Origin of the sequence: Nostoc sp. DedQUE12b, from assembly GCF_034530835.1 — a bacterium.
Lineage (GTDB): Bacteria > Cyanobacteriota > Cyanobacteriia > Cyanobacteriales > Nostocaceae > Nostoc.
Map to the genome: position 1 here is coordinate 48,602 of NZ_JAVRCI010000007.1, position 17,290 is coordinate 65,891.

Annotated in this window: 14 protein-coding genes; 11 read left to right on the top strand and 3 right to left on the bottom strand. The window is 40.2% G+C overall.

The annotated features are described in order from the left end of the window. Nucleotides 1–136: 136 nt before the first annotated feature. A complete protein-coding gene (locus RMY16_RS05615) occupies nt 137–3,211 on the bottom strand; it encodes a filamentous hemagglutinin N-terminal domain-containing protein (RefSeq protein WP_322735522.1) in 3,075 nt (1,024 codons plus the stop codon). A 178-nt stretch (nt 3,212–3,389) separates the two neighbouring features. On the opposite strand from RMY16_RS05615, the gene RMY16_RS05620 reads away from it, so the two are divergent. The 11 genes from RMY16_RS05620 to RMY16_RS05670 all read left to right on the top strand — a co-directional run bounded on the left by RMY16_RS05620 (nt 3,390) and on the right by RMY16_RS05670 (nt 14,412). Further along, the gene (locus RMY16_RS05620) at nt 3,390–3,695 is read left to right on the top strand and encodes a hypothetical protein (protein WP_322735523.1); all 306 of its coding nucleotides are present in this window, start codon (nt 3,390–3,392) and stop codon (nt 3,693–3,695) included. 1,216 nt (nt 3,696–4,911) lie between these two features. Next, nucleotides 4,912–5,214, top strand: coding sequence for a hypothetical protein (locus RMY16_RS05625; protein WP_322735524.1), 303 nt, complete (start codon nt 4,912–4,914; stop codon nt 5,212–5,214). Nucleotides 5,215–5,395: 181 nt separating this feature from the next. Next, nucleotides 5,396–7,522, top strand: a complete 2,127-nt coding sequence (locus tag RMY16_RS05630) for an acylase (RefSeq protein WP_322735525.1) — start codon at nt 5,396–5,398, stop codon at nt 7,520–7,522. A 5-nt stretch (nt 7,523–7,527) separates the two neighbouring features. Next, nucleotides 7,528–8,265 carry a hypothetical protein gene (locus tag RMY16_RS05635; protein WP_322735526.1) on the top strand — a complete coding sequence of 246 codons (738 nt, stop codon included), beginning with the start codon at nt 7,528–7,530 and terminating at the stop codon, nt 8,263–8,265. Then, nucleotides 8,258–9,289, top strand: a complete 1,032-nt coding sequence (locus RMY16_RS05640; RefSeq protein ID WP_322735527.1) for an iron ABC transporter permease — start codon at nt 8,258–8,260, stop codon at nt 9,287–9,289. Before RMY16_RS05635 ends, RMY16_RS05640 begins: the two co-directional genes overlap by 8 nt. Then, a complete protein-coding gene (locus RMY16_RS05645) occupies nt 9,286–10,338 on the top strand; it encodes an iron ABC transporter permease (RefSeq protein ID WP_322735528.1) in 1,053 nt (350 codons plus the stop codon). Before RMY16_RS05640 ends, RMY16_RS05645 begins: the two co-directional genes overlap by 4 nt. 141 nt (nt 10,339–10,479) lie before the next feature. Next, complete coding sequence (locus RMY16_RS05650; protein ID WP_322735529.1) at nt 10,480–10,656, top strand: hypothetical protein; 177 nt, start codon at nt 10,480–10,482, stop codon at nt 10,654–10,656. A 46-nt stretch (nt 10,657–10,702) separates the two neighbouring features. Further along, entirely contained in the window at nt 10,703–10,870 is a 168-nt protein-coding gene (locus RMY16_RS05655) for a helix-turn-helix domain-containing protein (RefSeq protein ID WP_322735530.1), read from the top strand. A 313-nt stretch (nt 10,871–11,183) separates the two neighbouring features. Further along, a complete protein-coding gene (locus RMY16_RS05660) occupies nt 11,184–12,197 on the top strand; it encodes an iron-siderophore ABC transporter substrate-binding protein (protein WP_322735531.1) in 1,014 nt (337 codons plus the stop codon). Between the two features lie 4 nt (nt 12,198–12,201). Further along, nucleotides 12,202–12,603 (top strand): DUF1636 domain-containing protein, encoded by a 402-nt coding sequence (locus RMY16_RS05665; protein ID WP_322735532.1) that lies wholly within the window; start codon nt 12,202–12,204, stop codon nt 12,601–12,603. A 27-nt stretch (nt 12,604–12,630) separates the two neighbouring features. Then, nucleotides 12,631–14,412: an ABC transporter ATP-binding protein gene (locus RMY16_RS05670; protein ID WP_322660015.1), complete on the top strand. Its 1,782-nt coding sequence runs from the start codon at nt 12,631–12,633 to the stop codon at nt 14,410–14,412. A 476-nt stretch (nt 14,413–14,888) separates the two neighbouring features. On the opposite strand, the gene RMY16_RS05675 is transcribed toward RMY16_RS05670, so the two are convergent. Beyond that, nucleotides 14,889–15,773, bottom strand: a complete 885-nt coding sequence (locus RMY16_RS05675; protein ID WP_322735533.1) for an oxidoreductase — start codon at nt 15,771–15,773, stop codon at nt 14,889–14,891. 151 nt (nt 15,774–15,924) lie between these two features. Beyond that, a complete protein-coding gene (locus tag RMY16_RS05680; protein ID WP_322735534.1) occupies nt 15,925–17,289 on the bottom strand; it encodes an MATE family efflux transporter in 1,365 nt (454 codons plus the stop codon). Nucleotide 17,290: the final 1 nt, after the last annotated feature.

The following is a 17,290-nucleotide window of genomic DNA, read 5'->3' on the forward strand; positions in this document are numbered from 1 at the left end:
AGTAGAGATAAACCTAAATTTGTAGAGAGTAAATCAATATCGTCGATAATTTTGGGTATCTGAGATCGATTGACTTGCAGACCGAGAAAGCATTTCTCCCTGTAATCTGCTCTTTCCTGAAAGAGGGCAATGTTTCCTAGAAACAAGAAGTAGTAAGCCAAGAACTATGAGGCAAAACTGTCGGCGCATCAGCCGTTAGTACAACTTCACCTTTAGTATTTTTCACCCAGCCTTGCGCTTCCACAATTGGCGCTGGACTGGAACTATTTGCCTGATTTGAAACATTTGTACTAGAGTGGTTTTCACCCTTTGGGTTGAGAGTTACCCAATCTACTTGAACTGCATCGGGAGTGAGGGGTTGGCTTCTGGGATTGGGTGGTAAGCCACCGCGTCCGGCGATCGTAAAACTACTTTCATTTTGTGCTGTACGGGCTTGACAGACTTGCGACACTTGACTATTAACTGGGACGGCTGGTAAGTTAATTAATCCTTGATAGGGGTCAACATTGAGCGTGTTGATTTCTACAATGCCGTTTAAATCAGGTCTTGTTTGGGAAATTGCTGTAATATCATTTGTCTGAAGTTTACGCGGGTCTGGGTTTGGATCGTTAGGGCGCAACCTTTTAAGGTCTTCGCTAGTTAGTGAGGCAATTCCAAAAATCTTAGTAGCGTTGATTGTGACTGTTCCCCCATTACCATTGTAGGCATTGGCGGTGATGTCGCTGTTTTCATTTGGTTTGGCGACGATGAAGCCGTTAGGGGCATTGATGGTGATCTTACCGCCATCTCCACCAGCCCCTTCAGTGCCTGCGGTAGCAGATATCTGGCTGTTACCGCTTAGTAACAACAAATCTAGGTTGTGGAGTGTAATATTACCACCATTACCGGATGCGGTTTCAGCAGTGATTTCCCCTCCATTGTCTAAACGAATAAAAGGAGATTTTACCTGAAGGTTGCCTGCACCCTTTGATCCTCGAGAGCGAACAAACAAGCCACTGTTAGCAGACTCATCCTCAACAAGGTTCCCATCAATTCCTCGGACACGCCGTTTGAAGGTAGCGCTGCCAGATATAATCACTCTATCAGTAGCATTAACTGTGATATTACCTGCAAGCCCACTGCTGCCTGTGAAAGCAACATTAGCAAGGATTTGTCCACCATTAACCGCTTCCAAAGTATTCGTGTTCACCGTGATATTGCCAGCATTTCCCTGACGGAAAGTGCGGGCATCTACAACCCCATTGTCTGCTATCCGGAAAGCATTGGTATTAATAATGATGTTTCCTCCTTGCCCTCCTTGAGTGGTACGTGAAAATAACCCACTTGCTGTTTTATTAATGGCAAATCCAAAAACATTAACAGCTTCAGTTGCATTAATTTCTATCTGTCCACCGTTTCCTTGACCTTGAGTAGCAGTAGCTATCTGCGTGCCATTTCCCACAATTAACTGCCTAGTAATAATTGTTAAGTCTCCGGCATTGCCAATATTTGTTGTTTGAGTAGATAAAAAACTAGCGCTTGGCTCCCTATTAGATGATATTCCTGTTCCCTTCAATTCCACCAAATCCCTAGCATCCACAAACAAATTTCCTCCGTCTCCTTGACCAGTACTAATAGTTAATATTTGCGCTCCATCTTGGACACTCAAGCGTCTGGTATTAATTGCCAAGTTTCCAGCATTTCCAGCACCGAAGGTTGGAGTAAACAAGCCGCTACCAACACCAATAACTTCGACCAAATCGGTAGCGTTTATAGTCAAATTTCCCCCCTGTCCCTTGCCTGAAGTAGAAGTTGATACTCGCGCTCCATTCTGAGAACTTAACCTTTGAGTAGTAATTGTCAAGTTTCCAGCATTTCCAGCACCTTGAGTTTCAGTAAACAAACCGCTATTAGCATCAATTAGTTCCACGGAATCAGTGGCGGTTACAGTCAAATTCCCCCCCTGTCCCTCACCTAAAGTAGAAGTTGATACTCGCGCTCCATTCTGAGAACTTAACCTTCGAGTAGTAATTGTCAAGTTTCCAGCATTTCCAGCACCTTGACTTTCAGTAAACAAACCGTTATTTGTTATTCCTGCTAGTTCCACGGAATCAGTGGCGGTTACAGTCAAATTTCCTCCCTGTCCCTTGCCCAAGGTACCAGTTCTTATCCTTGACCTATCCCCCTGAATACTTAACTGTCCGGTTTGAATCGTCACATTTCCTCCGGTTCCTATTGCTTCTGGAGGATCAACATCGGCTGTAATCTGCGAACCTTCAGTGAGAGTCACCGTATTTTTTGTGTGGACAAGCACCTCTCCACCAGCTTCTGTACCTTGTGTGTCGGCATAAATCAATGAGCCTTGATTCAAAGCCAAATTATTGCTCTGAATCTGAACATCACCACCCTCAGCACCGCTAACATCAACATACACTCTATCTTCCAATCCAATATCGCCAAAATTATTTACAGAGGCGTACCCCAATACCCAATGATTGTCTTTCTGGTTCAAGCTCACTTCTCCAACACCAGCCACACTACCTAGCTCAATCCGTCCTCCTGGAACTGCCAAATTTGGTTGTCGTGGTTCTAAAGCTGCTCGTTCACCTCCCTGCAACGTCACCTTACCGCCCACGAGTGCTAAAGTTTTACCAGGTTGTACTTTTAGTCCAGATCCTTCTACACGAATACTTCCTGCTGTTCCCTCAAATTGCAAGCCAATGGGAACATTTATTGTTAGTAGAGGTGTGCTTTGCGTAGGAAATGCGCTAAACAGAGCGCCATCTGCAAATTTGAGGCTGTTTGCTGTAGTTGCGATCAAAGAACCCTTGATATCCAATTGAGCATTAGTACCAAAAATAATTCCATTGGGATTGAGAAAAAACAAATTAGCAGAGCCATTGGCTTTAATCAGACCCTCAATTATAGAAACAGAACCACCTGTAACACGGCTGATAATATTTTGAATATCTAAAGTGTTGTTGAAGTCAGCCTGAGTGCCACCGGGTACAGAAAACTGCTCAAAACTATGGAAAAGATTACTTCCAGTTCGAGTTCCTCCTTCAATAATTCTAGTATTCCCCTCTAATTTGACAGTGGAATTATTCGGTAAAGTGCCATCAGGCGTAATTTGAGCAAAGGTGCAATCTCCAGTATTGAGGTATGTGACACTAAGAGCTAAAGAAATCATTAACCTTAAAAGCCAGCACGAACCGCCTAAGTTTTCAGTCATTTGATCAATTTCCCTTAATAACAGAAATGATCGGGCCTTTGTGTGCAGTTTAGACAGCAAAGATTATAAAGTTTTGTGAATAAATTGCACAATTTGCAGAAAAATTTATGCTGCAACTTGGGTTATTAAATAGAGGTGATTTTACCTCTAAGAAAAAATAATCAATTGGGTGATTACTATGCATTATTCCTTAAAAATGAAAATCCTGGATTTAGATTATATTGAATCAATTGTTGAGCAAGACATCACATCTGTGGAGGCTGAAAAAATTATAGGAGGAACACTAATTGGAAGTAATCTTCAACAACTAGTCCCTGAAAAAATTCTAGTAGAAACACTAAGTGTAAGTAAGTCTCAACTAGTGCTTAACGTGGACATTAATTTGTCTACAGTCGAGCCAATAAAGCCTATACCTATCCCTCCTCTTCCTCCGTTGCATGTAGGGGAAAGCAAACTAGATTTACAGTTACAAATCGCTGTGTAACTTAAAGAATAATGTAGTTGTTTTTACATTAAGTGCCTCCAAGTCAGAACTTAACATTTAAAGGAGTTTGAGACTATTTGAATGCAATTAACTTTTGCAACTGCTATTTGAGCGATCGCTCTAGTTCCTGCACAACGGAATAATAAGCATTCCAGCAATACTTTTGCGGACATTTGATTCTTTAAACCACAATTTTTCTGATTACTACATCTGGAAATTGGCTCTAGTCGCCATTGTTTTTGTTGTAGTAGCGATCGCTGTTGCCGATGTTTACGTCTAAAGAAGCCGTAGGTTAATCTAATAATAAGGGGTTGTTTGAAAAGTTCTCTTCTCGGTAACAAAAAGTTTTACATCCCCCTAAATCCCCCAATTTATCGGGGGGCTTTAATTCCAGTCCCCCCCCTTTTTAAGGCTATGCGTTACCCACATCTTTCTTTACAATCTTGAAACCCATGTTCTATAACCGTCTTAGACACTGAGAATTTAGACATACTTGACAAATTTGCTTTTAATCTTCTCGCTAAAACTGCGTTTTTATTGAGAATGAACAACGAACAAATCAGGGTTATAAAAACCTGAGTCAAGACTCTTGCAAATGTTAAGAAAGATCCGGGTAATGGATAGCTTTTTAAGGGCAGGGGTGTTTCATTCCCCAGAGAGCTTTAAAAACCAAGGCTTCTAGCAATTAAAAATTGGTTATTTTGTTACCAACGCGCTGAGAAAGTAAATTATTTTACTGGTATTTAAGTGCTTCAATGTTCATCTCATGCTCTCCAGTGAATTCTAAAATTTGGAGTTGAGATGCGATCGCTCTACTATATTGATCTAACTCTCAATAATTTCGAGTCGCTGCTTGTGCTTTTATAATCGAGCAATAGTATAGTATTGCTACTAATTTGCAATTAATCTTATGACTTTAAAGCAACTTAGCTAAGATAGCAAGTAATTTTTAATTAAAAATATTATTATCTTTTACTCAAAAAATAACCGCTAAAAAATCTATCACAAGATAGATGACAAAACTGAGTTTATTCTAAATCGATACCTTAAAAAGACTTATATATAAGGATTTATCGCACAACGTTAGTCAGATTTATAAAATTCAGAAGTTTTGATAAATGCTTGCTCAGGCGTACCCTTTATGATAATGTCTCCTAATAGCACTAAAGTTAGATGCAAATTAGTCGCAGATAGCTTTTAAGGATTTCTAGAATTAGTGTCAAGCATTATTGATAATATGCAATCGCTGGCCTATTCGGCATCTGTGGGCTTGATGCTACTTCAAAAGCATTATTCCCGCACTAGTAGTATGAAATTTTTATCAACTTATGGTGCAAAAATTATAGCGCCAGCTTTTGCTGGCTACTCATACCATGTAATCGGCTTGGTGGGAATTTCGCTGATTGATATCCTGATTTTTACTTGTGCAATTACTACTGTGCTTTTAATACACATCTTACAACCACCATTTAAAGAAGTTCATCAAGTTTTTGAACCAGCAATGAAACCAGATGGTTAGCTAGCATGGCTTTTTGGGAGTAAGTTTGGCATAGACAAAGCTGCTGGGATGCCACTGTTATACGTTCTATGTTCTTTATGTATGTTGCTAGTGGGTGTGTTTGGATTTAATGTCCGTTTGTTACAGAGTATAGACGAAAGTCACTAAATTTTTCCAGTCAAATTAATTTAATCGAACCATCATGTTGAATATTGGGATGTATTTGTGGCAATTTAATCAGCCAATACTGAAAAAAAAATTCTCTAGATTTTTAGCTTTTATCCTTAGTGCCATTTTAGTTGTAGTTTTGGCAAATAACAGTTTTGCGACTGCACCGAAAACGACAGAAATATTATGGGATACTTACGGCATACCGCATATATATGGTAAAGATGCTCCAAGCGCTTTCCAGGTATTTGGTTGGGCACAAATGCAGAGTCACGCTAACTTGCTGTTGCGCCTCTATGGTCAAGCTAGGGGAAAAGCAGCCGAATACTGGGGAGAAGAGTATTTAGAATCTGATAAATGGGTACTGACGATGGGAGTACCCGATCGTGCTAATTCTTGGTATCGGGCACAAAGTCCAGCTTTTCGTAGTTATATAAATGCCTTTGCCAATGGAATAAATACTTATGCCAAAGCCCATCCTGATTTAATTGACGATCAAGTAAAAATAGTATTACCTGTCAAGCCAGAGGATGTATTGGCGCATTTGCAAAGAGTGCTGTATTTTACTTTTGTCGTCAGCCAAGAACAGGTAACAGGTATTACTCATACTCAATCGGAAGCTGGTTCTAACGGTTGGGCGATCGCACCTAAACATTCTGCCAGTGGCAAGGCGATGTTGCTGGCAAATCCCCACTTGTTATGGTCGGATTTATTTGTCTGGTACGAAGCACAAATTACTGCCCCAGGAATGAATGCTTCTGGAGCAGCGCTGGTGGGAATTCCAGTTTTAACAATCGCTTTTAACGATTATTTGGGTTGGACTCATACCGTCAATACTCACGATGGTTGGGATGTATACAAGTTGAAATTGGCTGATGATGGTTATCTTCTCGATAACAAAGTCCGTCCTTTTACAACGTCAAAGTTTTTGTTAAAAGTTAAGCAAAAAAATGGCTCGTTAGTCGAACAACCATTATTAGTCAAAAGTTCCGTCCACGGCGCAGTCGTTCAAGAAAAAGATGGGGTTGCTGTGGCGCTGCGGGTTGTCGGTGCAGATCGTCCCCGTGTGTTGGAACAGTGGTGGGATATGGCGCGTTCCCAAAACTTAAGCCAATTTCAAAAGGTATTGAAACGCTTGCAACTACCGATGTTTACCGTCATGTATGCAGACCGAGAAGGACATATCATGCACTTATTCAACGGTCTGGTGCCAATTCGTCAACAGGGAGACTTTCAATACTGGCAAGGTTTAATTCCTGGTGACATATCTAAGACTTTGTGGACAAAAATGCACCCATACAAAGATTTACCGCGTGTAATTGACCCGCCTAGCGGTTGGTTGCAAAATGCTAATGATGCACCTTGGACAACGACTTTCCCCACTGTCATCAAAGCAGATGATTATCCTGCTTATATGGCTCCACGAGGAGAAATGGATTTCCGCGCCCAAAGTTCTGCAAAAATGCTGGCTGAAGATCCAAAAATTTCTTTTGCGGAAATGATTAAGTACAAACATTCCACCAAAATGGAACTTGCAGAACGCATCCTCGATGATTTAATTCCCGCGGCTCAAAAATATGGCGATCAATTAGCTGGTCGTGCTGCTGATATTTTGGCTGCTTGGAATCGCAATGCTGATGCTGATAGTCGAGGCGCGGTATTGTTTTCTTTTTGGTGGCAAGAAATGGATAAAAACCAAACCTTCAGTATTCCTTGGAGTGAGAACTCGTGGAATACCACACCCGATGGTTTAAAAGACCCAGAAAGTGCGGCAAAAGCACTGCAAATAGCTGCTGCGAAAGTTGAAAAAGCTTATGGAAAACTAGATGTTGCTTGGGGTGAAGTCTTCCGAGTGGGTAGCGGAAACTTAGATTTACCTGCCAATGGTGGCGATGGGGATCTAGGAATATTCCGCGTCCTCAATTTTGCTCCAGCTAAGGATGAACGCTTTCAAGCCGTCGCTGGTGATAGTTATGTTGCGGCCATTGAGTTTTCGCAACCAGTAAAAGCAATGGCTCTCATCAGCTACGGTAACGCCACTCAAACCGGTTCGCCCCACATTACCGACCAACTACCACTGTTTACTCGCAAGGAACTGCGTCCTGTTTGGCGAACTCGTACAGAAGTATTAGCACATTTGGAGGAACGCAAAACTTTTTGACAGCTATGAGTTATGGATCAATTGTCTGTCTTTACAGTTGGAAAATTGCCCTGGCGATCGCACTTATTAATCTGCCTTTGCCAGCGTTGTCAGAAAAAAAACAACTGAATAATTATCAACCACAAATTCTTCAGACTGAGATTAGCGATCGCGATCTGAAAATCATTGAGCAGTTAGTTGCGATCGCCCAACGTCAGTCTTCGCAGGTACAGGAGGCAAAAGCTGCAATGGGATGGAGTGCTTTCACCGATGTTTTGAGTGTTGAATTTTCACCATCTCAAACCAACACCAACTACAACTTGCCCGATGTAACATCCGAAAGTCAACGTAGTTTTGCGATCGCAATGACAATTGACCCGATTAAACTTTTGAACATCATTCAGCAATTACCGGTGAGAAAAGCTCGCTGGCATGAAGTCAAACAGCAAAAACGGGTAGCAGTTGTACAATACTATCTTGCTTACTTACAAGCCCGTCAAGCTACAAAAATCGCCGCTTATCGAATGCAACAGCTTGCCCTTGTAGGAGCAAAAACTGAGCTGATTGGTAGCGTGAAATCCCAAGTAACTTTACCGGATCGAGTTAGTCAAATGGCAAATCCTGACTATGTTGCAGCGGCAACGGAAATGCTAAATACAAACGCACGCGATCGCTTGGCATTAGAAGAACTAGCAGCTTGTGTTGGCTTATCTTCACAAGCAACAATTACACTGCTTGAAGCCAGTAATTTGAACAATGAGTAGATCAGTGCCCTCATCGACCAGAGGATTGTTTTCATCCCTAACATTTCCCATTGCGGGTTTAATTGTGGGATTGCTAATTCTGCTGGGTTGTCTAATTTTCAGCGTCTCATTTGGTGCAGCAGATATTTCTCTGCATCAGATACTCACTGCCTTTATTCAGTTTGACGGTTCCAGAGAACATTTGATTATTCAAACTATTCGTTTACCGCGATCGCTTTTGGCAATATTGGTGGGTGCAGCAATGTCTACTGCTGGTGCAATTATGCAGGGTGTGACTCGTAACCCATTAGCTGATCCTGGTATTTTGGGGGTGAATGCAGGTGCAGCTTTTGCTGTAGTCATTAGTATTTTTCTCTTTGGTACATCTGCTCCAAATGTTTATATTTGGTTTGCGTTTATTGGTGCAGGTGTCACCGTTGTCACTGTCTATGTTTTTGCTTCTCTTGGTCGTAGCGGAATAACTCCCTTAAATTTGACAATTGCAGGTGCAGCTATTAGTAGCTTACTCGCTTCACTTACAACGGGAATTTTAATAGTCAGCCAGCGAACTTTGGAAGAAATTCGCTTTTGGTTAGCTGGTTCCTTGGCGGGTATTGATGAAAGCATTATTTTACAAGTCTTGCCTTACATTTGTATTGGCACAATCTTGGCATTTGGTTTAGCAAGACAAATCACAATTTTAAGTTTGGGAGAAGATATTGCTAAAGGTTTGGGTCAACAAACTTTATGGATAAAAATTGCCGCTGCTGTTAGTGTTTTACTCTTAGAAGGCAGTTCCGTTGCGGCTGCGGGTTCAATTGGATTCATTGGTTTAGTTATTCCCCATATAGTTAGATTTGCCGTTGGGGTCGATTACCGTTGGATTTTGCCTTACAGTGCAATTTTTGGGGCAATATTACTTTTAGTTGCCGATATTTTAGGGCGATTATTAATTCGACCGCAAGAAATACCTGTGGGAATTATGACAGCTTTAGTTGGTGCGCCCTTCTTCGTTTATTTAGCGAAATCTCAGGTGAAAAAATGAAGAACAGCTCACTGATTTTCCGTTCTACAAAATTAGGATTCTCATTTCGTCTGCAAAATCAAGTTCCGAAGATATTATTTATCCTGACAATTATCACATTACTAACGATGGTAATTAACACTTCTGTAGGAGAATACCCAACACCACCGCTAATCGTAATTAAAACTGTACTGGGAATAGATACAGGAAATCCAGATTATGCTTTTGTGATTAATACTCTACGTTTGCCAAGAATTTTAACTGCTTGTTTAGTAGGGATAGCTTTAGCAATTTCTGGCACAATTATGCAAAGTTTAACTCGAAATTCTTTAGCTGATCCAGGAATTATTGGGATTAATTCTGGTGCGAGCCTTGCAGCTGTGAGTGTAATTGTATTATTACCAAATGTTCCAGCAGGATTTTTACCTTTATCAGCTTTTGTTGGTGCATTCGTTGCATCTTTATTAATTTACTTCTTAGCTTGGGATAGGGGACTCCATCCCGTTCGCTTAATTTTAATTGGTGTGGGAATTTCCGCTGTCACGGGTGCTTTTACTAGTTTAATGGTGACATTTGGTCAAATTGACGATGTTAGTCAGGCTTTAGTCTGGTTAGCTGGTAGCGTTTACGGTAGGACTTGGGAACAGGTTTTTGCTTTTTTACCTTGGCTAGTTATATTTATGCCTTTGGCTTTAATTAAAGCACCAGAATTAAATGCTTTAAATTTAGGAGATGATATCGCCAAAGGTTTAGGCCGTAGAGTTGAATGGCAGCGCAGTTTCTTATTATTAATTAGTGCAGCGCTTTCCGGTACAGCAGTAGCAACTGCGGGAACAATTGGATTTGTGGGATTAATTGCTCCCCATATTGCCCGTCAGTTAGTAGGTAGCAACCATCAAGGTTTGATTCCAGTGGCGGGAATGACAGGAGCAATGATTGTGGTTTTATCTGATTTTATTGGCAGAATTACTTTTGCCCCTATCGAAATTCCTTGCGGGATTGTTACTGCTGTGATTGGTGCCCCATATTTTGTTTATTTACTAATTCAAAATCGAAAAAATAAAACCTAATTCAGCCCACTACCGTGTACACACAAGTGCAAAGAGTAGGGTTAGGATTCTGATACTTGATTTATATCTCAATTTTATCCTTCCACTTCATAGTAAAATTATTGATAATTACTATCATTAATTTTTAAATATCATCCAGTCATGACCATCACCCTGACGATGAAAGAGGATTGGGAACTGTGGGCAGAAGCTAACTGCAACAGCTTACAACAACCGGAACCATTTGAAATCCTCCGTCAAATGCCCAAGCAACTGGGTAAAGGCTATAACCGGGATATTGAGGTACATCCTCATCTCTGGCTGACGACGTGGATTTAAGGAACTGTTTGGCAAAACAGCATTTAGTTACCTGACAGAAAAGCGTATGGAATCGGCAGAGCAGTTATTACATCAAGGAAACATAACTATTGTTGAGGTTGCTCACCGAGTTGGTTATTCCGAGCCAAGACGCTTTGCTGGAGCCTTTAAGTGCAGGTTTGGTATCATGCCGAGTGGATGTTTATTTGCTAGAAAGTCGGTTTCAGACAGATGATGCGGTTTTTGGTATAGACTCAGTTGCCACTAATTCTCTATAATCAGCTTGATTGAATTAGCAACTATTTGCAGTAACCCAGTTCTGGTCTAACACCTAAAACTCTTGAAGCACCCCACCGGCGCGATCGCGCGTTTTCCCTTACCAGGAAGAGGGGGTTGGGGAACGATATTACTGCAAAGCTGATTAATTCAGTCAAATTCTACAAGAAGTTGTTGTATCAGGAGTTGTGATGAAGCGTTGGTGTTTGTCTAGTAGTGTGCGACTGTGGTTTTGACTGAATCTATTGGGATACTTGAGTAGGGACGATTTCATGGGAATTGTGAGAGGGAAATCAACAGCAATCGTGATGCTGCGGCGAATTGTCTGTTTGTTTCTCCTGGGAATCTTTAGTCTTTTCATTGTTGCTTCTTGTAGCAGCAATATTAACCAGAATGTTACAAACTCAAAACAGTTAACAGAAAATTGCCGAGTTGTGCAACATGCAATGGGTGAAACATGCATTCCTCAGAATCCTCAGCGAGTTGTGACTCTGTGGGGAGGTACTTTCAGTAGTGCTTTAGCATTGGGTATCAAACCCATTGCATCCGCATGGATTCCAGGTGAACCTTTCCCGAAACATCTGGGAGACAAAGCAGATGGAATTGAAAATATTGGATTTGAGCCAAATCTAGAAAGGCTTCTGCTACTGAAACCCGATTTAATTTTGTCAAATACTCGGTTGCAGAATATCTACACGCAGCTAACCAATATTGCCCCCACAGTTGCATTAGATCATCCATCTCCACCTGCTTCTTGGCAGAAAACTTTAGAAGATATCGCCAAGATTCTCGATAAAGAACAGGAGAGTAAACAGTTAATTAATGACTATTGGCAGCGAATTGAACAACTTAAACAAGCGTTAGGCGTTGGCGTAGCTTCTCCAAAGGAGAATCGCCGCCATCAACTTCAGGTATCTGTTGCTACTGTAGACCCACGATTTGGAGCAGTGTACACCTATGGGAAAAAGTCTCCCGTTGGGGTAGTTCTAGATGATATTGGACTACAACGCCCATCCGCACAGAGTGGAGATTTTTTTACAAAAAATAACATTTCCTACGAGCGTTTATCTGATATTGATGGTGATGTTTTATTCCTTTCCTATGCCGAGAAAACTGGTAAAAAGGCTTTAGAAAAGCTGGAACAATCTCCTTTATGGCAAAAACTGAAGGTGGTTCAACAAAATCGAGTTTATCTTGTAGATTATGACCATTGGTACGGTTTTGATGTTTTGGCAATGAATGCCGTCATTGATGATTTATTTAAATACCTAGTCAATACACCTTGAACCTATGCCTAAAAACATGATTTTCGTCTGCAAGTCCTGCCATTCTTCCTCCGCAGAACTACCAGAAAATCCACCTTTTGATAGCACTATTTTGCTTGAACAACTAAATACTTTATGCACTGAAAAATTCTTAAATAATGAAGTAGAAATTCACCCGGTGGGATGCTTATGGTCGTGCAATAATGGCTGTGTTGTATCCGTTGCTAGTTTAGACAAACCCACCTATCTGTTCGTCAATCTCACCCCTGGAGAAAGTGCTGCCGCGTTACTAGATTTTATGCAACTGTATATCAAAAGTGCTAAAGGAACTGTAGTTTGGAAACAGATTCCTGAACTGTTGCAATCTGCTCTTTTCGCCCAAATACCTTCTGTAGTAAGTAATGAAACTCCAGGTAATTCGGATTAATTATTTTCTCTAAATTGAGCATTTACTATGACCTCTTTTCCATTAACCAAAAACCATCCCCTCTTACGTTTATTACACTATGCTAAAAACTACCGCCCTCAAGTGTGGACTGCTGTAATCTTTACCATTATCAATAAAGTCTTCGACCTCGCACCATCATATTTAATAGGTGTCGCTGTAGATATTGTGGTGGAAAAAGAAAATTCCATTATTGTCCAAATTGGCATCACTAACATCATTGGACAACTGGCAATTCTATCATTATTAACTTTACTTATTTGGACTTTAGAATCACTATCTGAATTTATCTACGATCGCCAGTGGCGTAACCTTGCCCAAACTATGCAGCATGAGTTACGCCTTGATGCCTACAGCCATTTACAAAAACTAGAACTGAGCTACTTTGAAGAAAGCTCTACGGGCACACTCCTGTCAATTTTAAACGATGATATCAATCAATTAGAAAGATTTCTCGATTCTGGTGCTGCATCTATTCTGCAATTTATCACCACAATTTTAGCTGTAGGCGGCTCATTTCTTCTCATAGCCCCCAATGTCGCTCTTTTAACAATCCTACCCACACCCTTCATATTCTGGGGTTCATTAGCATTCCAGAAACGACTCGCACCCCGTTATGCAGATGTCCGCGACAAAGCTGGATTTATCAATAGCCGTTTAGCTAATAATCTCTCAGGGATTGCCACAATTAAAAGCTTTACAGCTGAAGCCTACGAGAGAGATCGTGTCCTTTCTGAAAGTGAAGCCTATCGCCGCAGTAACCGTCAAGCGATCGCTCTTTCTGCTGCTTTTTATCCAGCGATTCGATTAGTGATTGTAATCGGTTTCATCGCCACGTTGTTTTTTGGTGGGGTTGCAGTGGCGAATAATCAGTTAACTGTGGGAACTTACGGTTTCATGGTGTTTATTGTCCAGCAGTTACTGTGGCCGTTTGCAACGTTGAGTTCCATCATGGATCAGTATCAACGAGCGATGGCTTCTACGCGACGAGTTATGGGATTGTTAGATACTCCCATTGCTATTCCCACTGGGAAGCATCCTTTACCGTTAAAAACAGTACGCGGTGAAGTGCATCTTGACAACATCACCTTTGCATACAATGGTCGCACCAAGGTACTGCAAGATTTATCGTTGCATATTCTCCCAGGTGCAAATATTGGCATTGTTGGGGCAACGGGTTCTGGTAAAAGTACCTTAGTCAAACTACTACTACGCTTTTACGAAGTCCAAAGCGGACAAATCCTGGTTGATGGCATCGATATTCGGGAGTTACAACTCTTAGAACTGCGGCGCTGTATTGGTTGGGTGAGTCAGGATGTGTTTTTATTTCACGGTACGGTGGCGGAAAATATTGCTTATGGCAGTTTTGATGCAAGTAATGAAGAAATCATCCATGCTGCCAAATTAGCCCAGGCTCATGAATTTATCCTGCAACTACCCCTCCAGTACGATACTATCGTCGGTGAAAGAGGCCAGAAACTTTCTGGTGGTCAAAGACAACGAATTGCGATCGCCCGTGCTATTCTCAAAGACCCACCAATATTGATTTTGGATGAGGCGACCTCTGCGGTGGATAATGAAACGGAAGCAGCTATTCAGAAGTCATTGGCGATGATTACTCAAAATCGGACTACGATAGCGATCGCTCATCGTCTTTCCACAATTCGCCACAGTCACTGCATATATGTGATGGATTATGGTCAAATTGTTGAGCAAGGTAAGCACGAGGAGTTACTGGCGATGGATGGGATTTACGCCAGTCTGTGGCGCGTACAGTCTGGGATTCATTAATTAATACTTGCCTTTAACCCAATACGGTTCGGATAAGCATTTTTCACTTTCCTTGTGGTCTGGGGAATGGGTTTGCGGGTAAAGGGTAAAGGATGTATTCAAAACCTTTCCCCTTTCCCCCTTACCCTTTAACCGAACCGTATTGGTCTTTAACCATTGTGTGTGAAAACAAGTTATCTTACACAAGTTTTACCAGCACTAAAAGATTTTCTGGATGATAGCTGTGATTATGGATAATATCATGTCCGCTTGATTGCTTGTTAAACCCGAAGAACCCCACCCCGCCAAAGCTATGCCTTGTCTCCCCTCCCGAAGAGTGGGGGGGTTGGGGGTGGGGTGTAATGACTGTGGTTAGCATAACTAAATTATGCGGACATGATCTAGAATAAAAATATAAAGCTGGTAGATTACAAGTTGCTCAGAATCGGACATTGGGTCATCTTACCGTATTCCCAGTCTCAAAAAAATTGCTCTCCTTATTTAACAACGCCAGTTTTCTCTGCTACCACTTCATCAACATCAGTACTCAAAGATACTTCCTTCCAAGCATCCAACTCTTCTTTTATAAATTCCAATGCAGCATTAATAGTTTTTATGCTATCTGCTCCCAATGCCAATCTAAGTGGTGGGTTATCACTATCAACAGCTTTAATCATTGCCAAAGCTGCTTTTTTCGGATCTCCAAGTGCATTTAAATCGTGATTCAACATATTCTGACGTATATTTCCAATTGATATTTCATAGTCTTCTATTTGAGTATCAATTACCACAACAGAACGTTTAATAAAATCTGTACGGAAAGCACCAGGTTCAACAATTGTCACTTTAATGCCGAATGGAGCAACTTCACTTAGCAATGTTCCAGAAATTCCTTCTAGCGCAAGTTTACTACTGTTGTAGAATCCCCAGGCAGTAGCACTAGAAAAGCAACCTATTGATGAAACATTAAGGATGTGTCCGCTACGTTGTTGTCGCATATAAGGTAACACTAGCCGTAGCGTTTCTAAAATACCAAAAAAGTTTGTTTCAAATAGACGACGAACTTCTTCATTGCTGACTTCCTCAATTGTCCCAATAGTGGAAACCCCAGCATTGTTAACAAGTACATCAATACGTCCAAAGTAAGCAATTGCCTGCTTTACTGCTTCCCTTACCTCTTCGGGTTTGGTCACATCAAGTTGCGCCACGATAGCACGACCTGGAAACTTTGAAGCTAAATCTTCAACTTTCTCAGCTTTTCGTGCTGTTAAAACTACTGCTTCACCTTTTTCTAGTACTGCTTCTGCTAAAGCTCGACCAAGACCGCTTGAGCTACCAGTAATAAACCACACCCGTTCTTGAGAAATAGAAGATGTCACCATGAAAACTCTCCATTGAGTAATAAAAAATTGTGAAATAGATGGATTACTGTTACTCAATAATGACAGGTAAATCCAAGTTTACTCAGTAAAGTAAGACCTTAAGGCTTCGTGTTGAGTATTAACATAATATCAATACAAATTAATAAATTTATTAAGTAAAATTTAGTTTAGATAAATTCTTAAATTCTACAAATGTTAAAACAAAGGTTAATAACATAAATAAAATATCTGCAAAAATTGAGCCAATATATATACCTCTTAAACCTATCAACCTTGATAAAAAAAGCATTATTGGCACGTTGAAAACTATACTTTTGAAAAATATAGCTAATAATACAATTTTACCTTTACCCATAGATAAAAATAGAGTATTGCTACAATATGCTAAAGGCCATAGTGGCGTTAACATATTGAGAATTCTAAAATTGATCATATCATCTTTGGTAAAATTAATTCCTGGCAAAATTATGCCCAAGAATGTACTAGGAGATAATTGTAAAACCAGCCAAATCGGTAGTAATATGATAGCTCCAATTATTGCAAAAATTAAATATGCTTTTTTGAGCCTACTATAATTTTTTGAGCCATAATTCATACCAATTACAGGTTGTAATGCTTGTGCAAAACCACCGATAGGAATAAAGACCAATGAAATAACTTTCATTGTTGCTCCAAAAAAAGCAATATCATTATTTTTCCCGTAGTAGGAAATTAAATTAAACATCACAACTTCTTGAACCAATATCATAGCTGGATAAAATAGTGCTGAGATTCCCACTGATAAGATCCCAGGTAGTAAATCTATTGCGATCGCTAACTTTTTGGGATTAAATGGAATAGAACTTTTACCAGCCAAAAAGTAGGCTAAGTTCATAATACTATAAATAACCATTGCCAGAACTGTAGCAAGAGCAATACCTTGGGTTCCCCAATGATATACAGTAATAAATATATAATTTAATAAAATGTTAACAGCCACAAATATCAAGTTAAATATTGTAGCGAATTTAACTTGTCCCTCTGAATTTATAACTGTATTACAAGCTTCTCCTAATATCAAAAAGATAGAACCTAGTATCAAAGTCTTAAAATATTTCGTTCCTTCGGAAGCAATTTCACCACTTACTCCCATGAATGAAATCAATTGGCGACTAAAATTATAGCCAATAATTGTAATAAAAAAAGAAATGACAATACTCATAATTATGAGGTTGCCAAAAATTTTGGACTGAGTTTTAATATCTCCAGACCCAATAACTCGACTGAGAACAGAAGCAGAACCTACCCCAATCAAACCAGCAAATCCATTGACCACACTTGTAAGTGGTAGTGCAATTGATATACCAGCTAAAGCAGTTTCACCAATGAATCTTCCTGCAAATAAAGCATCGATAAAAGTGTTTAAACTAAGCATCAATATCCCCAAAATACTGGGTATTGATAATTTAAACATCAATTTAATAAGATTACCTTGAAGAATTTCATTCGTGATTTGAGATTGTTTTTGTAAAGTCATT

Excerpts from the sequence above, each read along its gene's own strand:
- RMY16_RS05655 (WP_322735530.1), top strand. The coding sequence starts at position 10,703 with ATGGAATCGGCAGAGCAGTTATTACATCAAGGAAACATAACTATTGTT.
- RMY16_RS05660 (WP_322735531.1), top strand. The coding sequence starts at position 11,184 with ATGGGAATTGTGAGAGGGAAATCAACAGCAATCGTGATGCTGCGGCGA.
- RMY16_RS05620 (WP_322735523.1), top strand. The coding sequence starts at position 3,390 with ATGCATTATTCCTTAAAAATGAAAATCCTGGATTTAGATTATATTGAA.
- RMY16_RS05640 (WP_322735527.1), top strand. The coding sequence starts at position 8,258 with ATGAGTAGATCAGTGCCCTCATCGACCAGAGGATTGTTTTCATCCCTA.
- RMY16_RS05665 (WP_322735532.1), top strand. The coding sequence starts at position 12,202 with ATGCCTAAAAACATGATTTTCGTCTGCAAGTCCTGCCATTCTTCCTCC.
- RMY16_RS05675 (WP_322735533.1), bottom strand. The coding sequence starts at position 15,773 with ATGGTGACATCTTCTATTTCTCAAGAACGGGTGTGGTTTATTACTGGT.
- RMY16_RS05635 (WP_322735526.1), top strand. The coding sequence starts at position 7,528 with ATGAGTTATGGATCAATTGTCTGTCTTTACAGTTGGAAAATTGCCCTG.
- RMY16_RS05645 (WP_322735528.1), top strand. The coding sequence starts at position 9,286 with ATGAAGAACAGCTCACTGATTTTCCGTTCTACAAAATTAGGATTCTCA.
- RMY16_RS05680 (WP_322735534.1), bottom strand. The coding sequence starts at position 17,289 with ATGACTTTACAAAAACAATCTCAAATCACGAATGAAATTCTTCAAGGT.
- RMY16_RS05630 (WP_322735525.1), top strand. The coding sequence starts at position 5,396 with ATGTTGAATATTGGGATGTATTTGTGGCAATTTAATCAGCCAATACTG.
- RMY16_RS05650 (WP_322735529.1), top strand. The coding sequence starts at position 10,480 with ATGACCATCACCCTGACGATGAAAGAGGATTGGGAACTGTGGGCAGAA.
- RMY16_RS05615 (WP_322735522.1), bottom strand. The coding sequence starts at position 3,211 with ATGACTGAAAACTTAGGCGGTTCGTGCTGGCTTTTAAGGTTAATGATT.
- RMY16_RS05670 (WP_322660015.1), top strand. The coding sequence starts at position 12,631 with ATGACCTCTTTTCCATTAACCAAAAACCATCCCCTCTTACGTTTATTA.